Origin of the sequence: Cellulomonas humilata, assembly GCF_013359775.1 — a bacterium.
GTDB classification, from domain to species: Bacteria; Actinomycetota; Actinomycetes; order Actinomycetales; family Cellulomonadaceae; genus Cellulomonas; species Cellulomonas humilata.
In genome coordinates this window covers 1-26,071 of sequence record NZ_JABMCI010000069.1, presented here as the reverse complement: position 1 = coordinate 26,071, position 26,071 = coordinate 1, and the positions used below count along the sequence as shown (strand labels likewise).

27 protein-coding genes and 1 pseudogene are annotated in these 26,071 nt (G+C 73.2%); 11 read left to right on the top strand and 17 right to left on the bottom strand.

Annotated elements, in window-relative coordinates:
* Nucleotides 1-114 precede the first annotated feature (114 nt).
* From HP550_RS16280 to HP550_RS16265, 4 genes are read left to right on the top strand one after another with little or no spacing between them, the layout of a single operon-like run.
* Entirely contained in the window at nt 115-381 is a 267-nt protein-coding gene (locus HP550_RS16280) for a hypothetical protein (RefSeq protein WP_175348741.1), read from the top strand.
* On the top strand, nt 378-3,275 hold the full coding sequence (locus HP550_RS22770; protein ID WP_175348740.1) for a helix-turn-helix transcriptional regulator: 2,898 nt from the start codon (nt 378-380) through the stop codon (nt 3,273-3,275). Before HP550_RS16280 ends, HP550_RS22770 begins: the two co-directional genes overlap by 4 nt.
* Before the next feature lie 39 nt (nt 3,276-3,314).
* Nucleotides 3,315-4,385: a non-homologous end-joining DNA ligase gene (gene ligD, locus HP550_RS16270; protein ID WP_175348739.1), complete on the top strand. Its 1,071-nt coding sequence runs from the start codon at nt 3,315-3,317 to the stop codon at nt 4,383-4,385.
* Nucleotides 4,369-5,802, top strand: coding sequence for a DHA2 family efflux MFS transporter permease subunit (locus tag HP550_RS16265; RefSeq protein WP_175348738.1), 1,434 nt, complete (start codon nt 4,369-4,371; stop codon nt 5,800-5,802). The genes ligD and HP550_RS16265 overlap by 17 nt, the downstream gene beginning before the upstream one ends.
* A gap of 2 nt (nt 5,803-5,804) precedes the next feature.
* On the opposite strand, the gene HP550_RS16260 is transcribed toward HP550_RS16265, so the two are convergent.
* On the bottom strand, nt 5,805-6,731 hold the full coding sequence (locus HP550_RS16260; protein WP_343048220.1) for a M15 family metallopeptidase: 927 nt from the start codon (nt 6,729-6,731) through the stop codon (nt 5,805-5,807).
* A 244-nt stretch (nt 6,732-6,975) separates the two neighbouring features.
* On the opposite strand from HP550_RS16260, the gene HP550_RS16255 reads away from it, so the two are divergent.
* Nucleotides 6,976-7,929: a DUF3806 domain-containing protein gene (locus HP550_RS16255; protein WP_175348736.1), complete on the top strand. Its 954-nt coding sequence runs from the start codon at nt 6,976-6,978 to the stop codon at nt 7,927-7,929.
* A 65-nt stretch (nt 7,930-7,994) separates the two neighbouring features.
* Nucleotides 7,995-8,429: a YdeI/OmpD-associated family protein gene (locus HP550_RS16250; protein WP_175348735.1), complete on the top strand. Its 435-nt coding sequence runs from the start codon at nt 7,995-7,997 to the stop codon at nt 8,427-8,429.
* Here HP550_RS16250 and HP550_RS16245 read toward each other — a convergent pair.
* Genes HP550_RS16245 through HP550_RS16230 form a run of 4 tightly spaced genes read right to left on the bottom strand, consistent with a single transcriptional unit; the run spans nt 8,426 to nt 10,874 of the window.
* Nucleotides 8,426-8,725 carry a hypothetical protein gene (locus HP550_RS16245; protein ID WP_056085786.1) on the bottom strand — a complete coding sequence of 100 codons (300 nt, stop codon included), beginning with the start codon at nt 8,723-8,725 and terminating at the stop codon, nt 8,426-8,428. The two genes, HP550_RS16250 and HP550_RS16245, sit on opposite strands and share 4 nt — an antisense overlap.
* A gap of 4 nt (nt 8,726-8,729) precedes the next feature.
* Complete coding sequence (locus tag HP550_RS16240) at nt 8,730-9,395, bottom strand: LiaF transmembrane domain-containing protein (RefSeq protein WP_175348734.1); 666 nt, start codon at nt 9,393-9,395, stop codon at nt 8,730-8,732.
* Between the two features lie 41 nt (nt 9,396-9,436).
* Nucleotides 9,437-9,742 carry a hypothetical protein gene (locus tag HP550_RS16235; protein ID WP_175348733.1) on the bottom strand — a complete coding sequence of 102 codons (306 nt, stop codon included), beginning with the start codon at nt 9,740-9,742 and terminating at the stop codon, nt 9,437-9,439.
* A 58-nt stretch (nt 9,743-9,800) separates the two neighbouring features.
* Entirely contained in the window at nt 9,801-10,874 is a 1,074-nt protein-coding gene (locus tag HP550_RS16230) for an RDD family protein (RefSeq protein ID WP_175348732.1), read from the bottom strand.
* 182 nt (nt 10,875-11,056) lie between these two features.
* Between HP550_RS16230 and HP550_RS16225 the strand changes: the two genes are divergently transcribed.
* The 4 genes from HP550_RS16225 to HP550_RS16210 are packed head-to-tail and all read left to right on the top strand — an operon-like array spanning nt 11,057 to nt 13,530.
* Nucleotides 11,057-11,464: a hypothetical protein gene (locus HP550_RS16225; RefSeq protein WP_175348731.1), complete on the top strand. Its 408-nt coding sequence runs from the start codon at nt 11,057-11,059 to the stop codon at nt 11,462-11,464.
* Complete coding sequence (locus HP550_RS16220; protein WP_175348730.1) at nt 11,461-11,685, top strand: hypothetical protein; 225 nt, start codon at nt 11,461-11,463, stop codon at nt 11,683-11,685. The genes HP550_RS16225 and HP550_RS16220 overlap by 4 nt, the downstream gene beginning before the upstream one ends.
* 34 nt (nt 11,686-11,719) lie before the next feature.
* A complete protein-coding gene (locus HP550_RS16215) occupies nt 11,720-12,409 on the top strand; it encodes a response regulator transcription factor (protein ID WP_343048219.1) in 690 nt (229 codons plus the stop codon).
* Nucleotides 12,406-13,530 (top strand): ATP-binding protein, encoded by a 1,125-nt coding sequence (locus HP550_RS16210; protein WP_175348728.1) that lies wholly within the window; start codon nt 12,406-12,408, stop codon nt 13,528-13,530. The genes HP550_RS16215 and HP550_RS16210 overlap by 4 nt, the downstream gene beginning before the upstream one ends.
* 6 nt (nt 13,531-13,536) lie before the next feature.
* Here HP550_RS16210 and HP550_RS16205 read toward each other — a convergent pair whose 3' ends face one another.
* From HP550_RS16205 to HP550_RS16195, 3 genes are all read right to left on the bottom strand, one after another.
* Entirely contained in the window at nt 13,537-13,938 is a 402-nt protein-coding gene (locus tag HP550_RS16205; RefSeq protein ID WP_175348727.1) for a hypothetical protein, read from the bottom strand.
* Nucleotides 13,939-14,029: 91 nt separating this feature from the next.
* The gene (locus HP550_RS16200) at nt 14,030-17,482 is read right to left on the bottom strand and encodes a hypothetical protein (RefSeq protein ID WP_175348726.1); all 3,453 of its coding nucleotides are present in this window, start codon (nt 17,480-17,482) and stop codon (nt 14,030-14,032) included.
* A 132-nt stretch (nt 17,483-17,614) separates the two neighbouring features.
* Entirely contained in the window at nt 17,615-18,778 is a 1,164-nt protein-coding gene (locus HP550_RS16195; protein WP_175348725.1) for a N(5)-(carboxyethyl)ornithine synthase, read from the bottom strand.
* Between the two features lie 63 nt (nt 18,779-18,841).
* Between HP550_RS16195 and HP550_RS16190 the strand changes: the two genes are divergently transcribed.
* Nucleotides 18,842-19,543, top strand: coding sequence for a hypothetical protein (locus HP550_RS16190; RefSeq protein WP_175348724.1), 702 nt, complete (start codon nt 18,842-18,844; stop codon nt 19,541-19,543).
* A gap of 23 nt (nt 19,544-19,566) precedes the next feature.
* Here HP550_RS16190 and HP550_RS16185 read toward each other — a convergent pair whose 3' ends face one another.
* The 9 genes and pseudogenes from HP550_RS16185 to HP550_RS16145 all read right to left on the bottom strand — a co-directional run.
* Nucleotides 19,567-20,205, bottom strand: a complete 639-nt coding sequence (locus tag HP550_RS16185; protein ID WP_175348723.1) for a DUF4203 domain-containing protein — start codon at nt 20,203-20,205, stop codon at nt 19,567-19,569.
* A 77-nt stretch (nt 20,206-20,282) separates the two neighbouring features.
* Nucleotides 20,283-21,287, bottom strand: a complete 1,005-nt coding sequence (locus tag HP550_RS16180) for a hypothetical protein (protein ID WP_175348722.1) — start codon at nt 21,285-21,287, stop codon at nt 20,283-20,285.
* Nucleotides 21,284-21,868, bottom strand: a complete 585-nt coding sequence (locus HP550_RS16175; RefSeq protein WP_343048218.1) for a SigE family RNA polymerase sigma factor — start codon at nt 21,866-21,868, stop codon at nt 21,284-21,286. Before HP550_RS16175 ends, HP550_RS16180 begins: the two co-directional genes overlap by 4 nt.
* A 69-nt stretch (nt 21,869-21,937) precedes the next feature.
* Entirely contained in the window at nt 21,938-23,299 is a 1,362-nt protein-coding gene (locus tag HP550_RS16170; RefSeq protein WP_246280947.1) for a permease prefix domain 1-containing protein, read from the bottom strand.
* Complete coding sequence (locus HP550_RS16165; protein ID WP_175348720.1) at nt 23,296-23,658, bottom strand: helix-turn-helix transcriptional regulator; 363 nt, start codon at nt 23,656-23,658, stop codon at nt 23,296-23,298. Before HP550_RS16165 ends, HP550_RS16170 begins: the two co-directional genes overlap by 4 nt.
* A 225-nt stretch (nt 23,659-23,883) precedes the next feature.
* The gene (locus HP550_RS16160) at nt 23,884-24,216 is read right to left on the bottom strand and encodes a YnfA family protein (RefSeq protein WP_175348719.1); all 333 of its coding nucleotides are present in this window, start codon (nt 24,214-24,216) and stop codon (nt 23,884-23,886) included.
* 91 nt (nt 24,217-24,307) lie between these two features.
* Nucleotides 24,308-24,598: a hypothetical protein gene (locus HP550_RS16155; protein WP_175348718.1), complete on the bottom strand. Its 291-nt coding sequence runs from the start codon at nt 24,596-24,598 to the stop codon at nt 24,308-24,310.
* 81 nt (nt 24,599-24,679) lie between these two features.
* The gene (locus HP550_RS16150; RefSeq protein ID WP_175348717.1) at nt 24,680-25,450 is read right to left on the bottom strand and encodes a MerR family transcriptional regulator; all 771 of its coding nucleotides are present in this window, start codon (nt 25,448-25,450) and stop codon (nt 24,680-24,682) included.
* Between the two features lie 65 nt (nt 25,451-25,515).
* Nucleotides 25,516-26,071: pseudogene (locus tag HP550_RS16145) on the bottom strand (4Fe-4S binding protein); the annotation flags it as partial.

The following is a 26,071-nucleotide window of genomic DNA, read 5'->3' as shown; positions in this document are numbered from 1 at the left end:
ATCCCCTCCTCATGACCCGTCGACCGCCCGATCCGGCGACCGCCCCCTCACCACCAGAGTCGTGGTTGTCAACGAGAGCCGGGCAGATCGTCCGGCGTTCATGAGGAGGACACCATGCCTGACTTCTGGGGACCTGGCCTCGACGCCGAGCTCGCCTACCGTCACGAGCGCCTGTTCACGGCGCTGCGAGGGATCCCGAACCCTTCGGAGCGTGGCGACGACGACCACGCGCTGACTGCCACCGCCCGTCCCGACGACGCGCTGGCTGCCACTGCCCGCCCCGACGGCTCGCTGCGACCCGTGCACCCCGCGCACCCGTTGGTGAGTGCGGCGCGTGGGTGGCTGCTGCGAGGATCGGAGACATGGCACGTGGCTCGATGAGCACACCCTTCGTCGCCCGCGCGCTCCAGGTCGACCAGCTCACGCTGGCACTGGAGCGCGCGGGCGTCGGCGAGCCGTCGACAGTCCTGATCGGGGCGGACGCGGGCGTGGGCAAGACCCGGCTGCTGCGGCACGTCGCCGAGCTCGCCGACGCCGCCGGAGCCCGGGTGGTGGTGGCGCACTGCGTCGACCTGGGCGAGATCGGCCTGCCCTACCTGCCCTTCGCGGAGGCGCTGTCGCAGCTGCACGCGCTGGACCCCGAGGCGGTCGACGCCGTGGTCGCCAACCGTCCGGCGCTCGCCCGGCTGCTGCCCGGACCGTCCGGCACCGGCGCCGCCCCGGACGACCAGGCCAACCGGCTCCAGCTGTTCGACGGACTGGTGGAGGCGTTCAGCGCGGTCGGCGGCCCCGGACACCCGCTGCTGCTGGTCCTCGAGGACCTGCACTGGGCCGACGCCTCGAGCCGGGACGTGCTGCGGTTCCTGGTCTCGCGGCTGCGGGACCAGCACCTGCTGCTCGTCGCCAGCTACCGCACGGACGACCTGCACCGCCGGCACCCGTGGCGCCCGGTCGCCACCGAGCTCAGCCGGCACCCCCGCGTCGAGCGGCTCGACCTGTCCCCGTTCACCGACGACGAGCTCCGCGAGTTCACCACCGCGCTGTCCGGCGCCCCGCTGACGGAGTCCACGCTGCGCCGGGTGATCGACCGGTCGGAGGGCAACGCCTACTTCGCCGAGGAGCTGCTGGAGGCCGGCGCCGAGGCCGACGAGCTGCCGTGGTCCCTGGCCGACGTGCTGCGCGCCCGCCTCGAGCTCCTCGACCCGCCGGTCCAGCGCCTGGCGCGCATCGCGTCGGCCGCCGGCCGGCGCGTGTCCGAGCCCCTGCTGCGGGCTGCCGTCGCGGCCGCTGACCCGCAGCTCACCGCGCCGGGGGCGTTCGACACCGCGCTGCGGGAGGCCGTCACCCACCACGTGCTCGTCGGCGAGGACGAGCTCATCGCGTTCCGGCACGCCCTGCTGGCGGAGGCCGTCTACACCGACCTGCTCCCCGGCGAGCAGTCGTCGCTGCACCGGGCCTACCTGCGCGTGCTGCGGGACGACCCGACTCTGGGGCCGTCGTCGCAGCTGGCCTCGCACGCGCTGCGGGCCCCCGACCTGCCGACCGCCCTGCGCGCGTCCCTGGATGCGGCCGACCAGGCGCACGAGGTGCTCGCGCCCGCGGAGGAGCTGCGGCACCTGGAGGTGGTCCTGCGGCTCTGGGAGGCCGTCCCGGAGGTCACGGCGTCGCTCGGGGGTACCGACCACATCGACGTGCTCGTCGCGGCTGCGGCGGCCGCGAGCCGCGCCGGACAGGTGGACCGCTCGGTGCAGCTGGCTCGCGCGGCGGTCGAGGAGACGGCGTCGGACGTCCCGCGGCAGGCCCACCTGCGCACCAGCCTCGCGCGGTACCTGCTGGGGATCGAGAGCGTGCACGACGCCCTGGAGCAGTCGTCGCGCGCTCTGGCCGACCTACCGGACGCGCCGACGGCGGAACGCGCCTGGGCCCTGGCCACCTACGCCCGCTCCGCCCTGAACGCGGACCTGGACGACGAGGCCGTCGCGAGCGCCACCCGGGCGGTCGAGCTGGCGCGGGAAGCGGGCGCGGCCGACGCCGAGTCGGACGCGCTGACGACGCTGGCGGTGCTCGTGGTCGACGACGAGGACCGCGCGGCCGAGCTGCTGACCAGTGCGCTCGCCCGCGCCCGGGAGGCCTGCGACTACGCGACCGAGCTGCGGACCATGTACAACCTCGCCAGCAACCGCTACTACGCGGGTGACCTGCCGGGTGCCACGCAGGTCACGGCCGACGGGGTGGAGCGCGCCCGCTCGCTCGGGATGACGTGGAGCGTGTACGGCGTCGAGCTGCACATGTTCACGCAGCTCATCCGGTACGTGTCGGGCGACCTGCGCGCGGCGTCCATCGGCGGCGTCCCCGACGAGCTGGCCGACACGCTCATCGCCGTGAACCTGTACGCGGCCGTGGCCCGCGGGGACGTCGACGCCGCCGAGCGCGGGCACGCCCTGGAGCCCAGCTGGTCCAAGGACGGGCTGATCGCGCTGGTCGCCGGCGGGTGCACCATCGACGCGCACACGTGGCGCGGGGAGCTCGAGGACGCGATCACCCTCGCGCTGCGGCTCCTGGAGCACCTGTGGCGGGCGTGGTCGGACTACTTCCTCGGCGGCATCTGGCTGGTCGCGCTGGCCTTGAGCGCCCTGGCCGACGCCGCCCAGCAGGAGCGGCTGCTCGGTCGGGACGTGTCCGAGCGGCTGGCCCTGGGCGAGCGCCTGCTGGAGCGCGCGCGGACCACGGCGGAGCGCGGCCGGCCGCGCGGCGGTCGCCTGGGCCCGGAGGGGCGCGCGTGGCTGGCCCGCGCGCACGCCGAGCACTCGCGGCTCGCGGGCGCCAGCGACGTGGACCTGTGGCGCGCGACGGTCGCGGAGTTCGGCTACGGCTACCGCTACGAGATGGCGCGCAGCCGGTTCCGGCTGGCGGAGGCGCTGCTGGAGAGCGGGGACCGGGACGCCGCGCGTGACGAGGCCGGGATCGCGCTGAGCGAGGCGGACGCGATGGGAGCGGTGCCGCTGGCGACCGCCGTCCGGGGGCTCGCGCGGCGCGGCCGGCTCGACCTGCCGGGCGTCCGGGTGGGCGGCGTCGACGTGCTGACCGCGCGCGAGGCGGAGGTGCTCGCACTGGTGGCGCAGGGGCTGTCCAACCGGCAGATCGGCGAGAAGCTGTTCATCTCCGGCAAGACCGTCTCGGTGCACATCTCCAACCTGCTGGCGAAGCTCGGGGTCTCGGGCCGCGCGGAGGCCGTGTCCGTCGCGCACCAGCGGGGGTTGATCGGTGCGGGCTGACCTGGGCGCGGACCGACGCCTGCCCTTAGGTTGAGGGTCATGTCTCCGTCGAAGACCCCCGCGGTCGAGCTCGAGGTGCGCGGCCGGACGGTCCGGGTCAGCAGCCCGGACAAGGTCTACTTCCCGGAGCGCGGGCTGACCAAGCTCGACGTCGTCCAGTACTTCGTGTCCGTCGGCGACGGCATCCTCGGTGCCCTGCTGGACCGGCCGACGACGCTGGAGCGCTGGCCCAAGGGCGTGTTCGAGGGCGCCAAGCTGGCCACCCGGATGGACTCGACCGGCGACGCGTTCTACCAGAAGCGGGTCCCGCAGGGCGCCCCCGAGTACGTGAAGACCGCTCGCATCTCCTTCCCGAGCGGCCGGACCGCGGACGAGGTCGCCCCCAGCGAGCTGGCCGTCGTCGCGTGGGCCGCCAACCTGGGCACGCTGACGTTCCACCCGTGGCCCGTGCTCGGCGACGACGTCGACTCCCCCGACCAGATCCGCATCGACCTGGACCCGCAGCCGGGCACCGACTTCTCCGACGCCGCCCGCGTGGCACCCCACGTGCGGGAGCTGCTGTCCGAGCACGGCCTGGAGGGAACGCCCAAGACCTCCGGCGGCCGGGGCATCCACGTCTTCGTGCCCATCGAGGCGCGCTGGTCGTTCGTCGAGGCCCGCCGCGCCACCATCGCGTTCGGTCGCGAGCTCGAGCGGCGCATGCCCGAGCAGGTCACGATGAAGTGGTGGAAGGAGGAGCGCGGCGCCAAGATCTTCGTCGACTACAACCAGATGGCCCGCGACCGCACCATCGCGTCGGCCTACTCGATCCGCACCAACCCGCGCGCCACGGTCTCCGCCCCGCTGCGTTGGGACGAGGTCGCGGACGTGCACCCGAACGACTTCGACGTGACGACGATGCCCGCGCGGTTCGCGGAGGTGGGCGACCTGTTCGCCGCGCTGGTGGCGCACGCGACCCCGCGCTACTCCCTCGAGTCGCTGCTGGAGCTGGCCGACCGGCAGGAGACCGACCACGGCGAGGGTGACCTGCCGTACCCGCCGGAGTACCCGAAGATGCCGGGCGAGCCCAAGCGCGTGCAGCCGAGCAAGGACCGTGACCGCCCCCGCTGAGCCCACGGACGGCATCGTCTATGCGTCCGCGCGCGGCCGGTGGGTGCTGTTCGCGACGGTCCTCGGCTCCGCGATCGCGTTCATCGACGCCACCGTGGTCACCATCGCCCTGCCGACCATCGCCGACCAGCTGGACGCCACCACCACGGACCTGCAGTGGACGGTCAACGCGTACGCCCTGACGCTCGCGGCGTTCCTGCTGCTGGGCGGCTCGCTCGGGGACCGGTTCGGCCGGCGCAAGGTGTTCCTCGTCGGGGTCGTCTGGTTCGCGGTCGCGTCCCTGCTCTGCGCGGTGGCGCCGACCATCGGAGCGCTGAACGCGGCGCGGGCCCTGCAGGGGATCGGCGGCGCACTGCTCACCCCCGGCTCGCTGGCGATCCTCCAGTCGACGTTCAGCGGCCCGGACCGCGGGCGCGCGATCGGCGCCTGGTCGGGTCTCGGCGGCATCGCCGGGGCGGTCGCGCCGTTCCTGGGCGGCTGGATCGTCCAGATCACCACGTGGCGGTGGATCTTCGGCATCAACCTGCCGCTGGCCGCCGTCGTGGTCGCGGTGACCATGCGGCACGTGCCGGAGAGTGCCGACGCCAGCGCGGTGAAGAAGCTCGACATCGCGGGCACGGTGCTCGGCGCGCTGGGACTGGGCGGTCTGACGTACGGGTTCACGGCGTGGACGGAGCGTGGGACGCCGGACGCACTGGTCGTCGGCGCGCTGGCGTTCGGGGTCGCCGCGATGGTGGCGTTCCTCGTCGTCGAGTCGCGGGCGGCCGCCCCGCTGCTGCCCCCGGCCCTGTTCCGGTGGCGGCCGTTCGCGGGCACCAACGCCGCCACGCTGCTGATCTACGCCGCGATCGCCGGGGTGTTCTTCTTCCTCGTCGTGACGCTCCAGGTGGTGGCCGGCTACTCACCGCTCGCGGCCGGCCTGGCTCCCCTGCCGGTCACGGTGCTCATGCTCCTGCTGTCCCCGCGGGCCGGTGCGTTGAGCACGATCATGGGTCCGAAGATCCCGATGACGGTCGGTCCGCTGGTGTGCGCGGTCGGCGCGGTGATGCTCTCCGGCATCGGACCCGACGAGCCGTACCTCACGCACGTCCTGCCCGGGGTCCTCGTGTTCGGCCTCGGGCTGTCCGCGACCGTCGCGCCCCTGACCACGACCGCGCTGGCGGCCGCCCCCGACCACCTGGCCGGCGTGGCCAGCGGCGTCAACAACGCGGTCGCCCGCGTGGCCGGCCTCCTGGCGATCGCGGTCCTGCCGCTGGCCGCCGGCGTCGGCTCGTCGCTGACCGACCCGAGCACCCTGGAGCCCGCCCACCGGCTCGCGATGCTCGTGTGCGCCGGGCTGCTCGCCGCCGGCGGGGTGGTCTCGCTGCTCACGGTCCCGTCGAGCGCGGACGCGGTACGACCGGTCGACGTGGTCTGAGGTCAGCCGCGGTACTCGAAGTGCCAGTACTCCGGGTTGGACCCGTTCCGGCCGGCCCAGGACGGGGAGACCCACCCGTACGACGGCCCGTTGCTGACCATCCAGCTGCGCTGCGGGGTGTCCCACCCGTACTCGCAGGGGAGCTCCGGCACGTCGAGCGCCAGACCGGTGCCGTGCGTCGAGGTCCCGGGTGTGGCGGCCACCGAGCCGAGCGCGGCGCGCATGGCCACCTGGGTGTCGTAGTCGCGGTACGTGAGGTCGAGGTCGAGGTTGTGCCCGAACTCTCCGCGGAAGGCGGTGTTCAGCCGCTCGAGCGCGGCCGCGGCGGCGTTCTTCAGGAAGTACGGGGTGCCGTGCGGGTCGACGTCCCACGAGATCGCCGCCAGCGCCTCGGGGGGAAGCCTGCCGTTCGACCCGTCGCCGCCGGCGGTCGCGGGGGACGTGTAGAACGGCGGACCCGAGTAGGTGGTCCCGCACGAGGGGGCCGAGGTGGCGGGCTTGCCCGGGGTCGACGGCCTCGGGGCAGCGGCCGCCGCGGCAGCAGCGGCCGCCTCTTCCGCGAGCCAGGCGTCGTGCGCCCCGACGACTGCAGCGTCGGAGGCGGCGAGCGCGGCCGACAGCGACCGCAGGGCCGTGGCGCTCTGGCCGGCGCCCGGTCCGGTGGCGGCGAGCGCCGCATCGGCCCCGGCGAGCTCCGCCGCGAGCGCCTTCCGGACCGCGTCGTCGGCCACCGCGCCGTCGCTCGCGGCCAGTGTCGCGCGGGCGTGCTCGGCGGCGGCCGCGAGGACGGCACGCGCATCGGACAGGACAGCGGCCGACCGGACCCGGGCGGCGTCGGCGGCCTGGGCCTCGACCTCGTCGGCGTCGCGGACCTGCGCGGCGAGCACGTCCGACGCGCGGTCCTGCGCGGACGCCTGCTCGGCGGCCACGCGGTCCTCGTGCTCCGTCCACGCCCAGGCGCTCCCCGCGCCGCCGACCAGCAGGACGGCGGTGACGGCGGCGACGATGCTGCGCGATGGTCGGATGACGGATCTCCCGGGCGTACGACGGTCAGGACCGGGAGCCAGGGTAGCCGCCGGCCCGCGTGACGACCCACCGGGCCGCCCGCCGCCATCCGGTGGAACCGTCTGCGGCGCACTCAAGGACCCGGCCCTGGGGGCCGATCCCGCAGGCATGACTGAGGTGCGTCCGACGCTGTCCCTTCCCGCGTCCGACGTGCACGGCACGGCCCCCGGCGTACGCCCGCTGACCCCCGTCGAGCTGGCCCACCTCGACCGCGCGCGGGCCCACCTGCGGGCCAGCGGCACGGACCTCGCCGATGCCGGTGCGGTCGGCGCCCTGCTGCACACCACCCGTTCGCGCTGGGCCGCCGGACCCGCCACCCCCGTCCCGCAGGCGATGGTCATGGCGCTCGGCGTCGGCGTCGGCGACCTCGTCGTCGCGCGGGCACCGGGTGCCCGATGGGCCCTGCGCACCGGCGGTGCGGCACCCACGCCGGCGGTCGTGTCGGTCTCGGGGGCCGATGCCGCGCTGCCGCTCGCCGACGTCGCCTCCCGCTGGGAGTCGGGGTGCGGCCCGGAGTGGGTGAGCGAGTACGTCGCCGCCGCCTCGGCCCACCTGACCCCCGACACCGCCCCCGAGGTGCCCAGCCCTCGGACCCCGGCGCGCGTCGCGGCGGCGACTGCCACCTTCCGCACGCCTGCCGACCTCCCGTTCCCTCCGTCGCCGGCCGCGCAGGACATCGCGCTGGGGGTGCTCGACCAGGTGCTCGAGGCGGCGCTCACCCCCGGGGCGGCCGTCGTGCCGTTCGCGGTCGTCGACGGCAGCCCCGCGCAGGGCCACGACGTGCGCACGTTCGACGGTGCGCCCGAGCGGGCGCTGCAGGAGGCCCGGGCGTGGGTCCGCAGCTCCGGTGCCGCGCGGGCCGCGGTCGCCTGGTTCGGCCAGCTCCCCGCCGACGACGCCGACCGGCCCGCCGTGCTGGTCGAGGCCTCCGACGCCGGGGCGCCCAGCCTCGTCGTCGCGCACCGCTACACGGCCGCCACCCCGGAGGGCGACGGCCGGGCGCGCCCCGCACGACCCGTCGGTGAGCCGCTGGTGCTGGGGCAGGCCGCGCCGCTGCTCTGACGCGTGGCTAGTCTGCGACGGTGCGCCCCGTGCACCGGGCGCGGCTGCCGGCAGAGGAGGAACTCATGCGCTTTCGCACCACGGTGGAGCTCAGTGGCAAGTCCGCGACGGGCCTCCCGGTACCCGACGACGTGGTCGTGGCGATGGATCGCGGCGCCCGGTTCCCCGTCGTCGTGACCATCAACGGCTACTCGTACCGGAGCACCGTGACGCCGTACCGCGGAAAGACGATGCTCCCGCTGAGCTCCGAGAACCGTGCGGGCGCCGGAGTCGAGGCCGGTCAGGAGATCGACGTCGACATCGAGCACGACGACGCCCCGCGCACGGTCGACGTTCCGGCCGACCTGGCAGCGGCCCTCAGCGAGCCCGCGCGTGCCACGTTCGACGCGCTGTCGATCAGCAGGCAGCGCGCCCTCGTCGACCCGATCGAGGCCGCCAAGACCCCCGAGACGCGCACTCGTCGGATCGCCAAGGCGGCCGAGGAGCTGGGCGTCGGCTAGGACTGAGCGCGCACCGGGTACCAGCGCGAGCCGAACCGCCGGGTCACGCTGCGCCCGCTGATGTCCGCCAGCTCGTCGAGCCGCGCCAGCACCGCCCACCCGACGCGGCGGGCAGTCTGGTCGTCGTCGGCCTGGAACCGCACGGTCACCCGCGCCTGACCCCGCACGACGGCGACGTCGTGAGCCTCGACGGTGGTCATCGCCTCGGCGGTGGCCACGGCCTGGGGCAGAACGTCCGGCGCGGAGACCCCCGGCTGGAGCAGGCCGATGGCGGCGGTGACCCGGTAGGAGGGCATCGCGTCAGCTCTTGATCTCGGCCCCGCCCATGATGGCGGTCACGTGCACGACGAGCTCCGGGGCCCCGTCCTCGAGCGGGAGCGTCGTCTTGTCGTCCCAGCCCCCCAGCAGCGGCAGCCCGCTGGTCCGGACGCGCCACGTGGGCGGCACCTTGACCTCGACCCCACCCCAGAGGGCGAAGATCGCGATCTCCGCCTTGTCGACGATGTCCGCGTCCCGCAGGTCCACCTCGATCCCGCCCATGATCGCGGTCAGGCTGCCGCCCTTGAACTGCTGCGACCGCGTCTTGCGCTGCGACCCCCACCAGAACACGGTCGAGTTGATCGTGTCGTCGTCCAGGGAGCGGCTGCCGATGCTGGTGATGAGGGACAGCCCGACCAGGATGATCCCGACCGGCCAGAGGATCTCCCACAGGTGCACGTCGAGGATGCCGAGGGTCTGGAGCAGGAAGAACACCCCGACCGCCACGATCACGCTCGGACCGATCCACGCCCGCGGCACGGTGGCCAGCGCCACGAGGCCGACCCCGATCACGGCGAGCGGCCACCAGTCGGCGACGAGCTGACCGACGTTCACGTCCACCACGTCGAGCTGGGTCAGCAGGGCGATCAGGCCGACGCCGACGATGAGGATGCCGAGGAATACCTGCACGGGAGGGCGACGATCCATGGGCGTCACGGTATCGGGCTCCGACAGTGCTGGTCAGCCCGCTAGCGGCGCCGCGTGCGATCGAGAACCTGCGGGCGATCTGGCCCCGCTACGCGGCCGTCGCCGGGTTGAAGCTCGCGCTCCCCACCGTCGTCCGGGACGAGGACGAGCTGGTCTCGCTGCGCGCCGCCGCCCCGGGGCGCACCTTCGTCGTGTGCGAGCTCACCGCTCCCGTCGACGTGCTGAAGGAGCGCGTGACCGCCCGGGAGCCCGACGAGCTCTGGCGGGCGCGCCTGCGGGCGTTCGTCGACCTGCACGACGGGCGCACCGACCTCGAGCGCATCCGCGACGTCCTGGTCAGCACCCACGGCCGGTCCGTCGAGGACGCCGCACGCGAGGTGGTGCGTGTCGTCGGCTGGACCTCGCTCAGCCGTCGATCGAGGGCGGTCCGTAGTCGGGCACGTCGGCGGCCTCCCAGTCCGCGGCGTCGATCGAGCAGGCACCGACGACGCGCCCCTCCACGACGAGCCTGGTCCGCGCGGTCCACCCCGGTCCGGCCTCCGCCAGGTCGTCCGCCGAGACCTCGGCCCGGTCCAGGGACACCACGTAGCCGTCCCCGCTCGCGACCGCCACCTCCTGCTCGATCGCGATCACCGACCCGTCCGCCCGTCGGACGTCGGTGTCCACCCGCGCGCCGTCCACCTGCCCGTCCGGAGAGGCCATGGACCACGTGATCCGCAGACCCTTCTCCACGTGGTCGTCGACCTCCCGGTCGATCCACAACCGCCCCTCGTACATGCCGCCGCCGACGCGCGCCGCCGTCGCGGTGGCCGTCGGGGCGGCGACCGTCCCGTCGGCGACGCACGGCACGTCGGACTCCCACTCCCCGCCCCACGAGCTCGACGACGTCGAGAACCCGACGCCGACCACGCACACCGAGAACGCCGCCACGCTCACCACCGTCGAGCCGACCGCCGACGGCTCGCGCCGGAACCGCGCGAACCACGGGTGCGCCGCGGGCTCGCGCGTCTGGATCACGAGCGTCCCGATCATCGAGTCGGCGAACGTCTGCCTCCGCGCGTTCCACAGCGGGCGCAGGTAGCCGATGACGAGGATCGAGTCGAGCACGTGCGCCACCACCCGCAGGCCGGCGGCGACGATCCCCGCCGGCCGCCCGGACACCCGCACCACCGCGACCCCCGCCACGCGCTTGCCCGGGGTCGCGCCCGTCCAGCCCTGGAGCACGAGCATCGCGACGACGAGCCCGACGAGCCAGCCGCTGGTGTACCACTCGACCGGGTCGGCAGCGCCGGACGACGGACCGCCGAACGTGGGCTGCAGCGAGGGCGCGACACCGCCCGACCCGAGCACGAGCCACGTCGCGCCGGACAGGATCGCCCAGTCGAGCAGTGCGGCGACCACGCGCCGCGACCAGGAGGCGACCGGGGGCGCGTCGACGGGCGTCGCGAGGTCCGTGGACAGCGCCACCGTGTCGGTCACGCGCCGATCGTGGCAGGTCAGCGGCGTGCGCGTCCCGGGAATGGCGACGACACCCGCGACTGCTGCTCCCGGCCGATCGGGCCTTTGCACGACCCGAACATCCGCCGCACCTCTCGTACGCACGGCCGCGACAGGCTCCCCTCACGACACCCCGCCGGGGCGTCCTGCTCAGGGAGCCGATCATGACCGCACACCGCCCCGCCCTCGCCCGCCTGGCCGTCACCGCGGCCCTGACCCTCGGGCTCGTCACCGCCGGTGCGACGACCGCGCTCGCGGCGGACGCCGTCGTCGAGCCGGCACGTACCGACCGCTCGGCGACCCTCTGCGCGCGGGCCGACCAGCTCAGTGCCCGGCTGGAGAAGGCGCTCGACCGGATCCAGGGCGACGTCGACCGGCAGGGCTCGGTCGCGTGGCTGCGAGCCCGCGGCGAGCGGGCGTCGACGGCCGGCCACGCCGACCTCGCCGCGTCCCTGCGGGCCCGGGCCGACCGTCGCGAGGCGCGGGTGCCGGAGATCGAGGACGTCCTCGACCGCCTCGCGAGCGCGTCGGCCGAGCACTGCGGTGCCACCGCGACGCCGAGCACCCCGTGACCTGGCGCCACAGGTCGCGGACCGTCGCCATCGCGGTGGTCGCGGGCGTGCTCGCGATCGGCCTGGCGGGGTGCGGTGGGCGGACCGACCCCGTCGTGGGCGCGCCCACCACCTCGGGCGCCGCGATGCCACAGGATGTGCTCCAGACGCTCGACGCCACGGTCGGCGAGGGCGAGGCGCTGGCCGCGGCCGTGGAGTCCGAGCTGGCCGGCGACGGATGAGCAGGACGACCGACATCGACCCGACGGGAGGCACGTGACCACGGGGACCGGGCTCGTGATCGTGGCGGAGGACGACCCCGCCGTCGTCGCGCTGCTGCGGCTGTACCTCACGCGCGACGGGTTCGGCGTCGAGACGTACTCCGACGGCAGCGCCGCCCTCCAGGCCGTCCGCGCGCACAGGCCGGTGGCGGTCGTGCTGGACATCGGGCTGCCGGGGCTGGACGGCATCGAGGTCTGCCGTCGGATGCGGGCGGACGGCGACCGCACCCCGGTGCTCTTCGTCACCGCACGCGACGACGAGGTGGACCGCGTCCTCGGCCTCGAGCTCGGCGGGGACGACTACATCACCAAGCCGTTCAGCCCGCGCGAGCTCGTCGCGCGCGTGCACGCCGTGCTCCGGCGCGCGCGCCCGGTCGACGTCGAGCGGCTGGCGCTCGGCCCGGTCGTGGTCGACGTGCCCGGCCGACGCACGTCGGTCGACGGCGACCCGGTGCACCTGACCGCGACCGAGTTCGACCTGCTCGTCCACCTGCTGCGCTCGCCCGGCCGCGTGCACACGCGCGAGACGCTGCTCGGGGCGGTCTGGGGCTACGGCGCGGCGGCGGGCACGCGCACGGTCGACGTCCACGTGGCCCAGCTGCGGGCCAAGCTCGGCGCGCGCGCACCGATCCGCACGGTCCGCGGCGTCGGCTACGCGGCGGACCAGTCGGCCGGTGAGCCGTGAGGAGCACGAGCCTGACCGCGCGGATCACGCTGGTGTGCGTCGGCGTCGCGATCGTCACCGCCGTGCTCGCCGGGTTAGCCGGCGCACGGTTCGCGGTCGCGGAGCGCCGCGCGGAGGACGTCGCGACCTCGACGGCGTCCCGGCAGTCCGACCGCATCGAGCGCCGGGCCGGGTTGCGCGTCACGCGCGCGGTGCTGGTCTCCGTGGCGGTGGGGCTCGGAGTCGGTGTGCTGGCCGGGGGGTCGGCCGCGCGGGTGCTCACGCGGCCGCTGCGCCGCACCGCCGACGCCGCCCGGGCCATGGGGACGGGTCGGCGCGACGTGCGGGTGCCCGTCGAGGGCCCGCCGGAGATCGCGGAGGTCGCCGTCAGCCTCAACGCGCTGGCCGAGGCGCTGGCCGCGAGCGAGGGGCGTCAGCGACGCTTCCTCCTGTCGGTGTCGCACGAGCTGCGCAACCCGCTCACGGCGGTCCGCGGCTTCGCCGAGTCGGTGGCCGACGGCGTCGTGACCGGCGACGACGCCCGCGCCGCCGGGAGCGTGATCCTCGCGGAGTCGGGGCGGCTCGAGCACCTCGTGCGCGACCTGCTGGACCTCGCGCGCCTGGGTGCCGACGACTTCCGGCTGGACCTGGCGACCGTCGACGCCGCGGCGCTGCTCGACGAGGCCGCTCGGGTCTGGTCCGGCAGGGCGCAGGTCGACGTCGAACGCCCAGGGGTGCCGCTGCCCGTCCGCACCGATGCTCTTCGGCTACGCCAGGTGCTCGACGGCCTCACGGACAACGCCGTCCGCATGACCCCGGCGGGCCGCCCGGTCGTGGTCGCCGCCCGCCCGCCCGGACCGTCCGACCCCGCGGGCACCCGCGTGGTGCTCGAGGTCCGCGACGCCGGGCCGGGACTCTCCGCGCAGGACCGGGCTGTCGCGTTCGAGCCGGGCGCCCTCGGCGCGCGCTACCGCGACGAGCGGCCGGTCGGCGTCGGCATCGGGCTCTCGCTGGTGCACGGTCTGGTCAGCCGGCTCGGCGGGTCGATCACCGTCGGCGAGGCCGCCGAGGGAGGGGCGCGCTTCACGGTCGCGCTCCCCGATGCGGCCCCCGGCGACGCTGACGGCACGGGGCGGCACTAGAAGGCGTCAGCGGACGGGAGCATCCGTCTCCACGCGGACGACGTCGCCCGCGTCGATGCCGTCGGTCGACCACACCTGCGCGACCGAGCCGACGGCCACCGACGACCAGGCGCCGGGCGCGAACGTGCGGACGCTCGCCGGGTCGTTCGTGTCGAGGTGCTGGCCGGCGAGCCAGGCACTCACCATGAACGCGCCGGACGCGTGGTACGTGCCGACCCACCGTCGCGCCGCCTGGGTCCCGTCCTCGTCGTCGCCGAGGATGCTGACGAATGCCACGGACGCGTTCTTGGACTGGACGGTGAACGCGGTGACAGCCGTGGCGGCCGCATCCGTGACGAGCAGGAGGTTGTCCGTCATGACCAACCGGTCCGGGAACGCGACGTACATGTAGCTCTTCGGCTCGGTCATGGGTATCGCAGGCCTCTCGTCGTCGCACACGGCGTGTGACGGGCCCACCGTACGGCGGCCGCCCACCATCCACCGGCTCAGGTGCCCGTGTTCACCCGAGCACCTCCACGTCCACGCGGACGACCTCGCCCGTGCGCCGGAACACCCGCTCGCTCACGTCGGTGTCGAGCGCGCCGTCGACCCCCTCGACCCGGGTGCCGTCGGCGAGGTGCGCGACCACCGTCAGCGCCGCACCGACGGCGACGCGGCGGAAGACCACCGGCACCTGGCAGAACGTGAAGGCGAGCGACCCCGCGGGCAGTGCGAGGACGCGCTCCTGCTGGGCGACGTCGTGGAACGTGAACGTCGTCGGGGTCGTGGTCCACTCGTCGGCGCGCAGCAGCACCGGCCGCAGCACGATCCGCCCGCCCTCGACCCGCAGCCCCAGCTCGCCGAGCCGCGTGAGGATCTCCTCCTTGACCTGGCCGGTCATGCCGGGCTGCCGGGCACCCTTGCCTGCGGGGGTGTGCGAGTACGGGTCGACGGGGAACGCTCCGTACACGTCGGGGCTCTTGCAGTAGCCGAGGCCGAGGCGGACGTCCTCGTAGGCGTCGGCGAGGCCCGCCACGACGGCCGCGTCGGCGCCCTCCGCGACCGCGCGCTCGTGGTTCTCCTGCACGGCGAGCAGCAGCTTGGAGACCATGTGCCAGTAGATGCTGCCGAGTCCCTCGTACCCGAAGAACGACCCCGACCGACCGGTGAACTCGGCGTGCCGGAACACCTGCTCGAACACGTCGAGAACGGCCTGGCGACCGTCGGCCACGCCCGGGACGTGGCGACTCAGCGCGTCGAGGGCGGCGTCGAGGTCGCGCGCGTTGTGCAGGCCGGGCGCGAACCGGTGGTCGCCGCGCACGTCGCGCAGCACGAGCGACGTGTCCCCTGCGGCGACGAGGGCCGCCAGCAGCGGCGCTGACGCGGCCTGCTCCGCGGTGATCAGGTTGCGCCCCAGGAACGTCGGGAGCTCGCGGTCCGGGTAGAGCTGGTAGGAGTGCTGGTCCGCGCGGTAGAGCGCACTGCCGCGCAGGGCCCGGACCAGGCCCAGTGCCTCCGCCGGGGTCAGCAGGCCGGACGACAGCACCGCGACCTGGCCCTCGAGCATCTCCTGGAGGCGACCGATGGCCGCCCCGGAGCGCAGGTCGAGCAGGTTGTACGCGTGGAACAGACCGTCGTGGCGACGGTTGGCGCGCAGCGCGGCGTCGACGTAGACCTGAGCGTGCGCGAGGAACTCCTGCACCGCCGCCGCCGGCACCCCGGTGCGCGCGCCGCTGAACCCGGCGTAGACGCGCGTGCGGTACGCCGTGCCGGCTGCGCCGAGGGCGTCCATGACGGAGCGCCGGCCCCGGTCGTCGAACCCGGTGCCCGCCTGCTCGATGTGCTCGTCGAGCGCCGCGTGCACGTCGGTGAGCAGGCCCGCGAGCTCGCTCGTCACCGTGAGGTCGTCGGCCAGCAGGTCCCGGGCCAGGCTCAGGGCGCGGCGCAGGTAGGCGAGGGTGACGACCGACAGGCCCTTGCCGACGAGCGCGTTGTTGGCGTCGTTCCACTCGGGGCGCTGGGTGTTCATCCAGATGCCGCCGTCGGGCACCAGGTTGACCACCTTCGCCAGGATGGTCAGGAGCAGCTTCTCGCCGAGCGACACGCGCACCAGGTCGCCGTCGGGCCCGTGCACGAGCTTCCCGTCGGCACCCTCGGTCGCGACGCGCCACTCGACGCGCTCCTCCGTCGCGGTGTCGAACGCGATCGTCGCGATCGGCTCGACGACCGTCTCGTCGTAGGTCGCGATGCGGTACGGCACGTCGGCGTGCGTGAAGACGGCCCGGTCGACGAGCGCCTCCAGGCGACCCGGGTGGAACCGGCGCGACGCCTCCAGGAGCTTGACCAGGTAGATCACCTGGTGGTCGCTCCAGTAGCCGATGTTCGCCCACGGGTTCGACGGCTCGGGCACCTCCCAGTCGATGCCGGAGCGCGAGATGCGGTACGGGTTGTAGCCGTCGGCCGTCGTCGCGTCGAGGAACACCGCCACCATCGACTCGACGTACTCCGGGAACGAGAAGGCCAGCGCCTCCCAGTTCTGGAAGATGTCCCGCCAGTTGCCCTGGAAGTCGACGCGCGTCTCGCCGTTCGCGTCGGTGAGGGCGATCGCGAACTTGTTCCACGGGCGGCTCGGGTCGCCGTGCCGGCGGCTGAACGTCAACGGCAGGTACTCGCGCACCAGCCGCAGCAGGTCCGGGTCGCCGGACGCGTCGGCCCGCTCGACCAGGTCGTCCAGCTGCTCGGTCGCGGCGAGCGCGTCGAACCACGCACCGCTGCGGGACGCGGTCCGCGGGCTGCGCTGGCCGACGAAGGCCCGCAGGTCGGAGGTGCGGACGGCGTACCCGTCGACCAGGATGCCGCCGCGCATGACGTTGAACAGCACGTTCGCGCGGTGGTGGGCGGTGGCGAGCTCGTCGCCCGTGACCTGCGCGGCGTCGGCGGTCCCGACGAGCCGGTCGAGGTGCGCGCGGGTGCCCTCCACGTCCGCGGCGAGCGCAGCGGCGGCCGCGGCGGGGTCGGCGAGCTGGGTCTGGAGGCGCACGACGTCGGCGGCGCTCTGGTCGACGTCGGCGACGACGCTCCAGCGTCGGTGCTCGCCGGGGGCGATCGTGAGGCGCGCGCGGACCAGGTACGCGCCCTTCTCGCCGCGGACCTCGTGCTCCGCGACGACCGGGCAGCCGGTCGCGAACGCGCCGACCTGCCGCACGGACAGCAGGTGGTCGACGTCGTCGAGCCCGACCTGCCAGGCGACGGTCGTCGACAGCGACTCGCTGGGGTCGGCCTTGTCGGTGAGCGTCGAGTTCAGGTAGACCAGCCCGAGGCCGGTCGCGGCGTCGACCTCGGCACGCTTGTACGCGTCGAGCAGGCTGCTGAGCTCGCCCTGCGTCTGCACGGTGACGCCCGCGGGCAGCAGGTCGACGAAGCCGTCGAGCACCTCGGCGCGGACGTGCCGGTCGGTCGTCGAGGCGACCTCGACCTCGCGCACGATGCCGTAGCGGGCGGCGGTCTGCCACGTCACGCGCACGCGCAGGCCCAGGTCCGGCCGGGTCTCCTCGAACACGAGGGTCGTGCCGAGCGGGTCCTTGTAGAGGTGGCGCTCGGCGTCCGGGTCGCCTGGCCGGCGCGGCGCGAACGGCTGCCAGAACACGGTGCCGTCGGCCGTGGCGACGCGCAGGAGCGTGAGCCCGCCGGTCCGGCCGGCGCCCGCGGCGACCTTGTCCTCGGTCGTGTACGTGAACAGCGCGCGGTCGGCCTGCTCGCGGCCCGCGGTGACGCCACCGGTGCTCGAGACGAACAGCCACAGGTCGCTCGCGCCGACGAGCGTCATGAAGAACGGCGGCAGGTCGTCGAAGGACGTGATCCGGTAGAAGCGTCGTCCGTCGAGGTCGACGAGCCCGGACTTGGGGGCGTCAGGCACATCCGGAATCATGCCCGGCTCGTCCGTGGGTGCGGGCGTGATTGTCTGCGACGCCATTGCCGATGTCCTTCGTTCGTACGCGCGTGGGTCTGGTGTCGGCCGCGTCGGTGCGACCGTGGATGCGCTCCCATAGGGTGACACGTGTCACCGGAGAAGGCAACGACACACAGAGGCATCACCTCCGTGGCCCTACGCCACCGGGTGCGGGTAGTCGGCGGACCGGCCCTGGAACGTGAGGATCGCCTCGTTGCGGATCTGACCGTCCTCGATCTCCACCGCCCGCCGGATCGTGTCCGACGAGGCCCACGACTCTGGGCCCTCCATCACCGTGCGCAGGAACGGCATCAGCGCCTCGCTGACCTCCCACGTCGACGAGTTCCACAGCAGCGACGGGCTGTGGTCGACCGCGTAGTAGTTCGTCGTGTCACCCACCGTGAACATCGGGTCCGCGAACGCCGTCGGCCGCGCCCAGCCGAAGCCCATCCCCTCGTCGACGGACACGTCGACGATGAGGCTGCCCGGCCGGAACTCACCCAGGTCCGAGGTGCGCAGGTACGTCAGCGGCGCGTTCGGGTCCTGCAACGTGCAGTTGACGACGATGTCGTTCTCGGCCAGGTACCCAGGGAGCCGCACCGGTCCGTCCTCGGTGGTGACCGTGCTCTCGAACGGGTGCTCGGGGTCGTGGTCGAAGTGGATGATGTCCACCGACGGGATCGGGGAGCCGACGGCCGCGATCTCCCGGTTGGTCAGCACCCGCACGTCGTGGATCCCGTGCGCGTTGAGCGCCGTGACGGCGCCGCGAGCGGTCGCGCCGAACCCGATCACCACCGCGCTGAGCCTGCGCCCGTAGTCACCGGTCGACCCGCACAGCTGCAGCGCGTGCAGCACCGAGCAGTAGCCCGCCAGCTCGTTGTTCTTGTGGAACACGTGCAGGCCGAAACCGCCGTCCGCCTGCCAGTGGTTCATGGCTTCCCAGGCGATCAGGGTGAGCCGCTTGTCGATCGCCAGCTGGGTGATCCGGCGGTCCTGCACGCAGTGGGGCCACCCCCACAGCACCTGACCGTCGCGGAGATCCTCCAGGTCCGACGCCTGCGGCTTGGGCAGCAGCACGATGTCCGCCTGGGCGATGACCTCGTCGCGGTCGGACATCTGCCCGACCAGCGGCGCGATCTGGTCGTCGGCGATGCCGAAACGGGCGCCGTAGCCCCGTTCGAGGATCATCTGCGCCCGCAGGTCCGCGTCGATGCGCTCGAGGTGACCGGGGTGGATCGGGAGCCGCCGCTCGTCGGGCTTGCGCGACGTGGCCATCACACCCAGGCGCAACAACCCGGACTTGGCAATCGTTTTACTCATGCTCGATCGTAGTCGTGTGCGGTGCATGGCCACCTGCCGGGCACGACCGTGCACAATCGCCCCGTGAGCATCACCGGCTACGTCCGCAACAACGCCGAACGATTCCGGATCGTCGTCGGGATGTGGATCGTCGTCGGCTTCGGCGGCGCCCTGCTCTTCGGCTCCTTCGGCCTCATGCTCGTCACGGGTACCGGCGTGTTCGCCGACAAGGCGGTCGTCGACCCCGGCCTGGAGTTCTCCCCCGGCCAGGAGGTGGCGGTCGACGACGGCGTCGGCCCCGGCAACTTCATGGTGCTGGCCACCCCCGCCACCGTGGACCTCGGCACGGTCGAGTGCGCCTGGAAGAGCCGGGTGTACAGCACGGGCGAGCAGAGGGAAGGCCGCCTGGACATCGCCCACCCCGACGGCGTCGCCGAGACCCTGACCACCTACGACGCGACGCCGCGCAGCTTCGTGCCCCTTGCCGCGACCCGGAACACCGAGTGGATGGAGCCGGACCTCCTGACCTGCACCGGGGAAGGTGTCGAGTCCTTCGCGATCACCTCCACGGACGGGGTCCTGACCGACGGGTTCCGCTTCGGCGCCGGCGCTCTGCTCCTCGTGCTCGCGCCGGTGGTCTTCGGACTGGGACTGGTCGCCCTCCACTTCACGCGGAAGTGGCACCAGCACGGGATGTTCCCCGCGCCTCCGGTCCCGGCGTACTACCCGCCCCCGGCCCAGCAGCCGCTCCCGCCCGGGCACAACCCGTTCGGCCCGCCGAGCTGACTCACCCGACCGCCCCCCTCAGGTCACCGCGCCTCGGCCAACCAGGCCTCGTTGACGGTGCGGCGCACCTCGATCCGCTGCCGGGTCTGGACGATGAAGCCGACCACGGCCAGCACCACCAGCAGCACGTACCACACCCAGCTCGCGTCGACCGCGCTGCTGAAGCCGCCCTCGGAGAAGTCGGCGGAGTTCAGGGTGCCCAGCAGCAGCATCAGGCCGGCGACCACGCTGACGGCGCCCGCGAGGGAGCTGGCCACGGCCAGCACGACCATCGGCATGTTCCCGACGACCGCCAGCAGACCGAAGACCGCACCGATGGCCACGCCCACGAGAACCGCGACCCAGCTCCAGTCGATCCCCAGGGCGACGACCAGGCCCGCACCGATCGCATAGCCGAACGCCGCCATCGCGAGGATCACGGCCACCGCGTAGTAGAGGTAGGCGAGCAGGGCGAAGATCACGGCGAAGACGAACCCCGAGACCCAGCCGAGTGCGGTGCCGAGGAAGCTCTCGTCCGCGAGCTCGGCAAAGAGGCCTGCGCCGAAGGCGAACCCGGCGAAGAAGCCCCAGATCGGGAGCACGAGCCGCAGCACGAACTGCCCCGCGAACAACATGGCGCCCCCGGCGACGATCGCCAGGATGCCCAACAGGATGTCTGCCATGTCTGAAATGTAGAACTCTTCACCCCGATCCGCGGGCAAAATCGGACGACCCGCCGGGACGTCCGCCACTCAACCGGTCAGCCGTGCTCGGCGATGTAGGCCCGGGCGCGACGCAGGGACTCGTCCAGCGCGATCCGGATGACCGTCAGCTCGGAACGGTGGGCCGCGATGAACGGTGCCTGCCGGTCGGCGACCATCTGCGTGAGCCGCTCGACCAGGTCGACGTCCGCCTTGCACTGAGCGTCGATGACGGCGCTGTCGGGGCCGAGGGGTTCGCCGTTGTCGGCAGGGGTGTCCCCCGAGTTGCGCGTGCCGTCGGTGACGCCCCACCCTCCCGTCTCGTGCAGCCCGTGGGTCGCGAGGCAGGCATCCCAGTCGCGGACCGCGGCCTGGCCGGCACCGCTGTCCAGCGCCCGCTTCTGGAAGTCGGGCGTCGGCTCGCCCAGCTCAGCGTCCGGCCAGAACTGCTGAACCGTGGGAGTCCGGCCGCACTCGTCGAGGATCTCCCACTGCTCATCGGTCCGAGCTTCGCCCCAGAGTGCGTCGGCGACCCCGTAGTCGTTGCCGGGCGTGGACCACGTGGCGTACCCGTAGGTCTCTGCGGACGGCATCCACCACACCCCGAACCGCCGGTCACCGATCGGGTTGGGCTCCGTCGACGGCGTCAGGAGGGCCATGGATGCGGCGTCGGAGATGACGTACCCGCGGTCTGCGGCGCACTCGTGCATCGCGAGGGCGCTCGCGTGGAGAACCTCCGCCTGTTCTGTCTCGGTGAGGAAGTACCGGTCCAGGGGCAGGGTGATGGTGCCGTCCGTCGTGTCGATGACGACCTCGACGTCCTCCGGCTGGGTCGCCGACGGCGCCTCCGCAGCGCGACGCACCTCCTGCACCAGGGCCGGTCCGGCGAACCCGACGGCCAGGACCCCGCACAGCACCACGGCCGAGGTCCGCAACGCCCGCCGCCGTTGAGCGCGACGGCTGGCGACGAGCACCTGCTCGGGCCGCGCGTCGGAGTGCAGCTCGTCGAGACGCATCGAGGTACGCAGCCGGGCGGCGTACTCCTCATCTGTCGTGAGCGTCATGAGTCCTCCGATCGTGTCTCATCGAGCGTGCGCCGCAGCTGGGACAGGCCCCGCGCTGCTGAGGACTTCACGGTGCCGAGCGGGATCTCCAGCTCGGCGGCGACCTCCGCCTCGGACAGGTCGAGCAGGTGCCGCAGGACGACGACGCGGCGCTGCTTCACGGGCAGCAGGAGCAGGGCGCGCACCACGGCGTCGCGGTCGTCGACCGCCCTCGTCGACGAGCGGCTCGTGGCATCGGGCTGCTCGAGGCCGGTCAGCACCTCTCGGCGGGTGCGGCGCCAGGAGTCGATGCGTTGGTTGGCCAGGATCCGACGAGCCCACACCAACGGGTCACCGCGCCGCGCGCTGCGCCAGGACCGCCAGGTCTTCTCGAACGTCTGCTGGGTCAGGTCCTCGGCGCGGTGCCGATCGCCGCACAGTAGGTATGCCATGCGGAACAGCGGGTCCCGAGACGTCGCCACGAACGCCACGAACTCGTCCTCGTAGGTGGCACCCGTGGCCACCAGGACCCAGTCCTCACCGTCGCCGTGCTCGCGCGGAGGGTCGCCCTCGGCAAGCACCGCTGCAGCGTCCCCGGTCACCGTCACACCCTCAACACGCAGCATCTCGGCGAAAGGTTCCACGTACCCACGCGGTTCCGGTGCAGCGCGTCAGGCGAAGTCGAACAGCGGCGGGAACACGATCACGACGACCGCGGCCCAGGCGGCGTACACCGGCAGGTACCGCGTCTGCCAGCGCTCGAGCTCCGAGAAGGTGCCGTGACCGCGCAGGAAACGAGCGCTCCGCCACGCCGAGACCACGAGGTGCACCAGCAGCAGCAGGTTGAGCCCGAGCGCGGCGATCTTGTTGGGACTCGTGCCGAACTCCGCGATCCGCGTGAGCATCGCGGTCAGCATCACGACGTCGACCGCGAGGGCCGCCACCACCATGACGAGCTGGAGCCAGTCGGCGAGCGCGGGCGGTGCCAGCGGGTCGCGGGCCGAGATCGAGTAGAGGAGCAGCGCCAGGACCAGCACGAGGATCGCGTCCATGAGGATGAGCAGGTTGCGGTCCACCTCGACGAGGCCCCCCGAGGCGATCAGCGCCCCGAGGACGGCCACGAGCATGACGATGGTCAGCGGCGTGAAGATCCGGGTGAGCACGGGCGCGATGTTCTCGACGACGTCCTGCTTGGCCTCGACGAGCCAGGCAGCGACGACGAGGGCGCCGGGGACGGCGAACGGCATCACCCACTCGGTGATCACGGGCTCGGGGTCGATGCCCACGAGCTGCAGCACCCCGGCGGTGAGCCCCAGGAGGACCCCGCCACCCAGCGCGAGCAGCGTGTAGTAGATCGCGAGCTCGCCCGTGAACCGCACGAAGTCCATGCGTCGGCCGTCGGAGCGCCACGACTCGGCGACGTACGCGAGCCCCACCAGCAGCCACAGGATGACCGGCGCGTGGATGATCGCCAGCACCTCGGTCGATCCCTCAGGGACGAACGGGTAGACGTTGAGCGCGACGGCGAGCACGACGAAGGGCACGGCGATCGCCGCGACCGTCCGCACGCCGACCTGGCGCTTCCACCCGAGGTACGCGGCGAGGAACGGCGCCACGAGCAGGCCGACGTTGCGGGCGAGCGCACCCTCGTCGTCGAACCAGGCGATCCCGGCCCGCACCGCGACGCCCGCGCCGACCGCGAGCGCGATCACGACCGCGAGCTCGCGCCACCGCGGCGCCGGGGCGCCGGAGGCGCCGAGCGTGCTGTCGGGGACCAGCGCGAGCTGCTTCCACAACCGGTCCGAGTGCTCACGTGCGTACTCGCGGGACACGGCGTCCACGTTGCCGAGCCGCTTGATCGCGACGAGGAACGCCTCGTCGTCATCGAGCCCCGTCGCCCGCAGGTCGGCCACCTGCCCCCGCAGGTGGTCCTCGAGCTCGTCGACGTCGGCCGACGAGATGACCTGACGTCGGAGCACGTAGCCCCTCCACCGGTCGACCTGGGCCTCGAGCTCGTCGTCGTGCGCCATCATGCCCACGCCTCGACGACCGTCGCGGGCCGCGGCGCCGTTTCCCAGACCTGCCGGAGCGCGTCCGCGACGACGGTCCACTGCGCCTGCCGCTCGGCGAGCGCCGCGCGGCCGGTCGAGGTGATCGTGTAGTGCTTGCGGCGTCGGCCCGACTCCGACGTGCCCCAGGACGACGACACGTGACCGAGCCGTTCGAGCCGGTGCAGGAGCGGGTAGAGCATTCCGTCCGTCCACTGCATACGCCCGCCGGAGAGCTCACCGACGCGTTTGAGGATCGCGTACCCGTAGAGGTCGCCGTCCGCGAGGATCCCGAGCACGAGCGGTGTCGCCGAGGCGGCGACCAGGTCCTTGTCGATGCGCACGACGGCTCCTCTACCTTGATGTGCTAGGTATCAAACCCTAGCGCCTCTAGGTATGGAACGCCCTCCGATCGACGCCCTTCTCGTGGCTGAACGACCGCCGAGGCGAGTGTCAGGCTCTGGTCGTCGAGGTCTCTCCGGTCGACGCTCCCGTGATCGCCGCGCCCGCAGATCCGGGCCCGCCCTTGCAGCGCACCGAGCGGCGCTGTCTTGTGCGCCCGGCTCGGGTCAGGTCCGGGGTGCGTACATGATCACAGCGACGCCGAGCAGGCAGATGGCCGCGCCGATGACGTCCCAGCGGTCGGGCTGGAACTTGTCGACGGCCATGCCCCACGCCAGCGAGCCGGCCACGAAGATCCCGCCGTACGCCGCCAGGATGCGTCCGAAGCTCGCGTCCGGCTGGAGCGTGGCGATGAACCCGTAGGCACCCAGGGCGACTACCCCGGCGCCGATCCAGAGCACGCCGCGGTGCTCGCGGACGCCCTGCCAGATCAGCCAGGCGCCGCCGATCTCGGCAACGGCCGCGACGGCGAACAGCAGCAGGGAGCGCAGCAGGGTCATGGGAGCAGTCTCGCGCGGGTCCGCTCGCCGCCGCGGTGTGCTGACGCGGAATGGTCGGTCCTTCGACGTGCCCGGCGATGGTTGGTCGAGGTCAGCAGCGGCCGCCGCACCCGCACCCCGTGCCGCACGCGGTTGCCGCCGCCGTATCCCGACGCCGCCGCACCCACACCGCCGCTCCGACAAGCACACCGACGAGGACGACCACCCCGAGGGCCACGGCCTCCCCACCGAGGAGGAACGCCCCCACCCCCGCGACCAGACCGCCGGCGGCGATCAGCGGCAGCGAGCACACGACGGCACAGGCCACCGCGATGGCGATGCCGGCAAGGAGGCCCTTCTTCTTGCCGGTGGTCGTGTGGTCGTAGGTGGTCGGGGTGCTCATCGTGGATCTCCTCGGTGGTTTCAGGCAGGACGGATCGCGACCGGAACGGTTCGGGTGTCGGTCGGGGTCGTGCGGGCCGGCTCAGGCAGCCGTGCCGAACATGGCCGCGACGACGTCGGCGGCGGCGTCGGGAGCCTGGACCTCGAGGCGGACGTGGCCGGTGGTCATCTGCAGGGTGAAGGTGAAGAAGGTGCAGCAGTCCTGCTCGGCGGCGGCGAGCCGTGCGATCTCCGCGACCAGCTCGGGCGAGGCGACGAACTGCAGGGAGACGCCGCCGGTGATCGGTTCGCGGCTCGCCGCCCGGGCGACCAGCGCCTGCCAGTCGGAGATCCGGTCCGGCACCGAGCCGGCGTCGAGGGAGCACGCGATGACGGGTGAATCCGGTGCAGCGACGACCGGAGCGCGGGTCAGCGGGACGAACGTCCGTCGATCGGCCAGGGGCGCGGGTGCCGCGGTCGCGCACGGGCACCCGTCCCCGCAGGCACCCGACGTCGGTGCGTCAGCCAGCCGGGCCGAGGCCGTCTGCAGCTGGGCCGCCAGCGCCACGAGTTCGCCGATGCGCTCCTGGGTCTCGGCCAGACGTCGGGCGACCATCTCCACGACCTGGTGGGCGACGGTCGAGCACTCCTCGACGTCGTAGGCCTTCACCAGCTCGGCGACGTCGGCCAACGGGATGCCGAGGTTCTTGGTCGCGGTGATGAACCGCAGCCGCGCGAGATCGGCGTCGTCGTAGGACCGGTACCCGTTGCCGCCTCGGGCGGGCTGGTCGATCAGCCCGATGTCCTCGTAGTAGCGCAGCGTCGTGGCAGGCACCCCGACGAGGGCTGCGACCTCAGCGATGCGGTAGCTCATGCCGCGACCGTAAACCTTCCACTCGGGTCGAAGGTCAAGCCCTCCTTGGCGAGGACGGCCGCGAGTCACATGCGGTGGGCCATGGGCAGCAGGAACATCCACACGTTGATCGCGCCCAGCAGCACGATGATGGCGACGTAGGGGATCAAGGTCGACCGGCGGCGGCTCGCGGTGCGGTAGCGGCGGTGGGCGATGCGTCGCGCCGTGTAGAGCGAGCCCGCGACGCCCAGGGCGAGCAGGGCGAACTGCAGGACCTGGATGGCCCCCGTGCTCATGAGGGCAGGGTCGCCGCCGGTGCCGCCGACGCCGACCAGTGCGCCGACGGTGTAGTAGACGGACCCGCCCTCGGCGAGCAGGTGGAACAGGTTGTGCGCGAGGTGCGCGGCGACGTCCAGGGGGATGAGTGCATACCCGAACCGCGCGAAGTTCAGCTTGGTGTCGTCGAGGTTCCGACTGGCGGCGATGCGCGATGCCAGGGCCAGCAGGCCCACGGGCACCGACACGGCGACGGCGAACGCCACGGTGAAGATGACGGCGTAGCTGGTGATCCCGGTGAGCGCCTCGATCTGGGCGAGGACGCTGTTCCAGACCTCGAGCATGGTGATGTTCTGGATCAGGACG

Bases quoted from the DNA above. Each gene is read 5' to 3' on its own strand.
- HP550_RS16280 (WP_175348741.1), top strand. From the start codon at position 115: ATGCCTGACTTCTGGGGACCTGGCCTCGACGCCGAGCTCGCCTACCGT.
- HP550_RS22770 (WP_175348740.1), top strand. From the start codon at position 378: ATGAGCACACCCTTCGTCGCCCGCGCGCTCCAGGTCGACCAGCTCACG.
- ligD (WP_175348739.1), top strand. From the start codon at position 3,315: ATGTCTCCGTCGAAGACCCCCGCGGTCGAGCTCGAGGTGCGCGGCCGG.
- HP550_RS16255 (WP_175348736.1), top strand. From the start codon at position 6,976: ATGACTGAGGTGCGTCCGACGCTGTCCCTTCCCGCGTCCGACGTGCAC.
- HP550_RS16250 (WP_175348735.1), top strand. From the start codon at position 7,995: ATGCGCTTTCGCACCACGGTGGAGCTCAGTGGCAAGTCCGCGACGGGC.
- HP550_RS16245 (WP_056085786.1), bottom strand. From the start codon at position 8,725: ATGCCCTCCTACCGGGTCACCGCCGCCATCGGCCTGCTCCAGCCGGGG.
- HP550_RS16240 (WP_175348734.1), bottom strand. From the start codon at position 9,395: ATGGATCGTCGCCCTCCCGTGCAGGTATTCCTCGGCATCCTCATCGTC.
- HP550_RS16225 (WP_175348731.1), top strand. From the start codon at position 11,057: ATGACCGCACACCGCCCCGCCCTCGCCCGCCTGGCCGTCACCGCGGCC.
- HP550_RS16205 (WP_175348727.1), bottom strand. From the start codon at position 13,938: ATGACCGAGCCGAAGAGCTACATGTACGTCGCGTTCCCGGACCGGTTG.
- HP550_RS16200 (WP_175348726.1), bottom strand. From the start codon at position 17,482: ATGGCGTCGCAGACAATCACGCCCGCACCCACGGACGAGCCGGGCATG.
- HP550_RS16195 (WP_175348725.1), bottom strand. From the start codon at position 18,778: ATGAGTAAAACGATTGCCAAGTCCGGGTTGTTGCGCCTGGGTGTGATG.
- HP550_RS16185 (WP_175348723.1), bottom strand. From the start codon at position 20,205: ATGGCAGACATCCTGTTGGGCATCCTGGCGATCGTCGCCGGGGGCGCC.
- HP550_RS16180 (WP_175348722.1), bottom strand. From the start codon at position 21,287: ATGACGCTCACGACAGATGAGGAGTACGCCGCCCGGCTGCGTACCTCG.
- HP550_RS16170 (WP_246280947.1), bottom strand. From the start codon at position 23,299: ATGATGGCGCACGACGACGAGCTCGAGGCCCAGGTCGACCGGTGGAGG.
- HP550_RS16160 (WP_175348719.1), bottom strand. From the start codon at position 24,216: ATGACCCTGCTGCGCTCCCTGCTGCTGTTCGCCGTCGCGGCCGTTGCC.
- HP550_RS16155 (WP_175348718.1), bottom strand. From the start codon at position 24,598: ATGAGCACCCCGACCACCTACGACCACACGACCACCGGCAAGAAGAAG.
- HP550_RS16150 (WP_175348717.1), bottom strand. From the start codon at position 25,450: ATGAGCTACCGCATCGCTGAGGTCGCAGCCCTCGTCGGGGTGCCTGCC.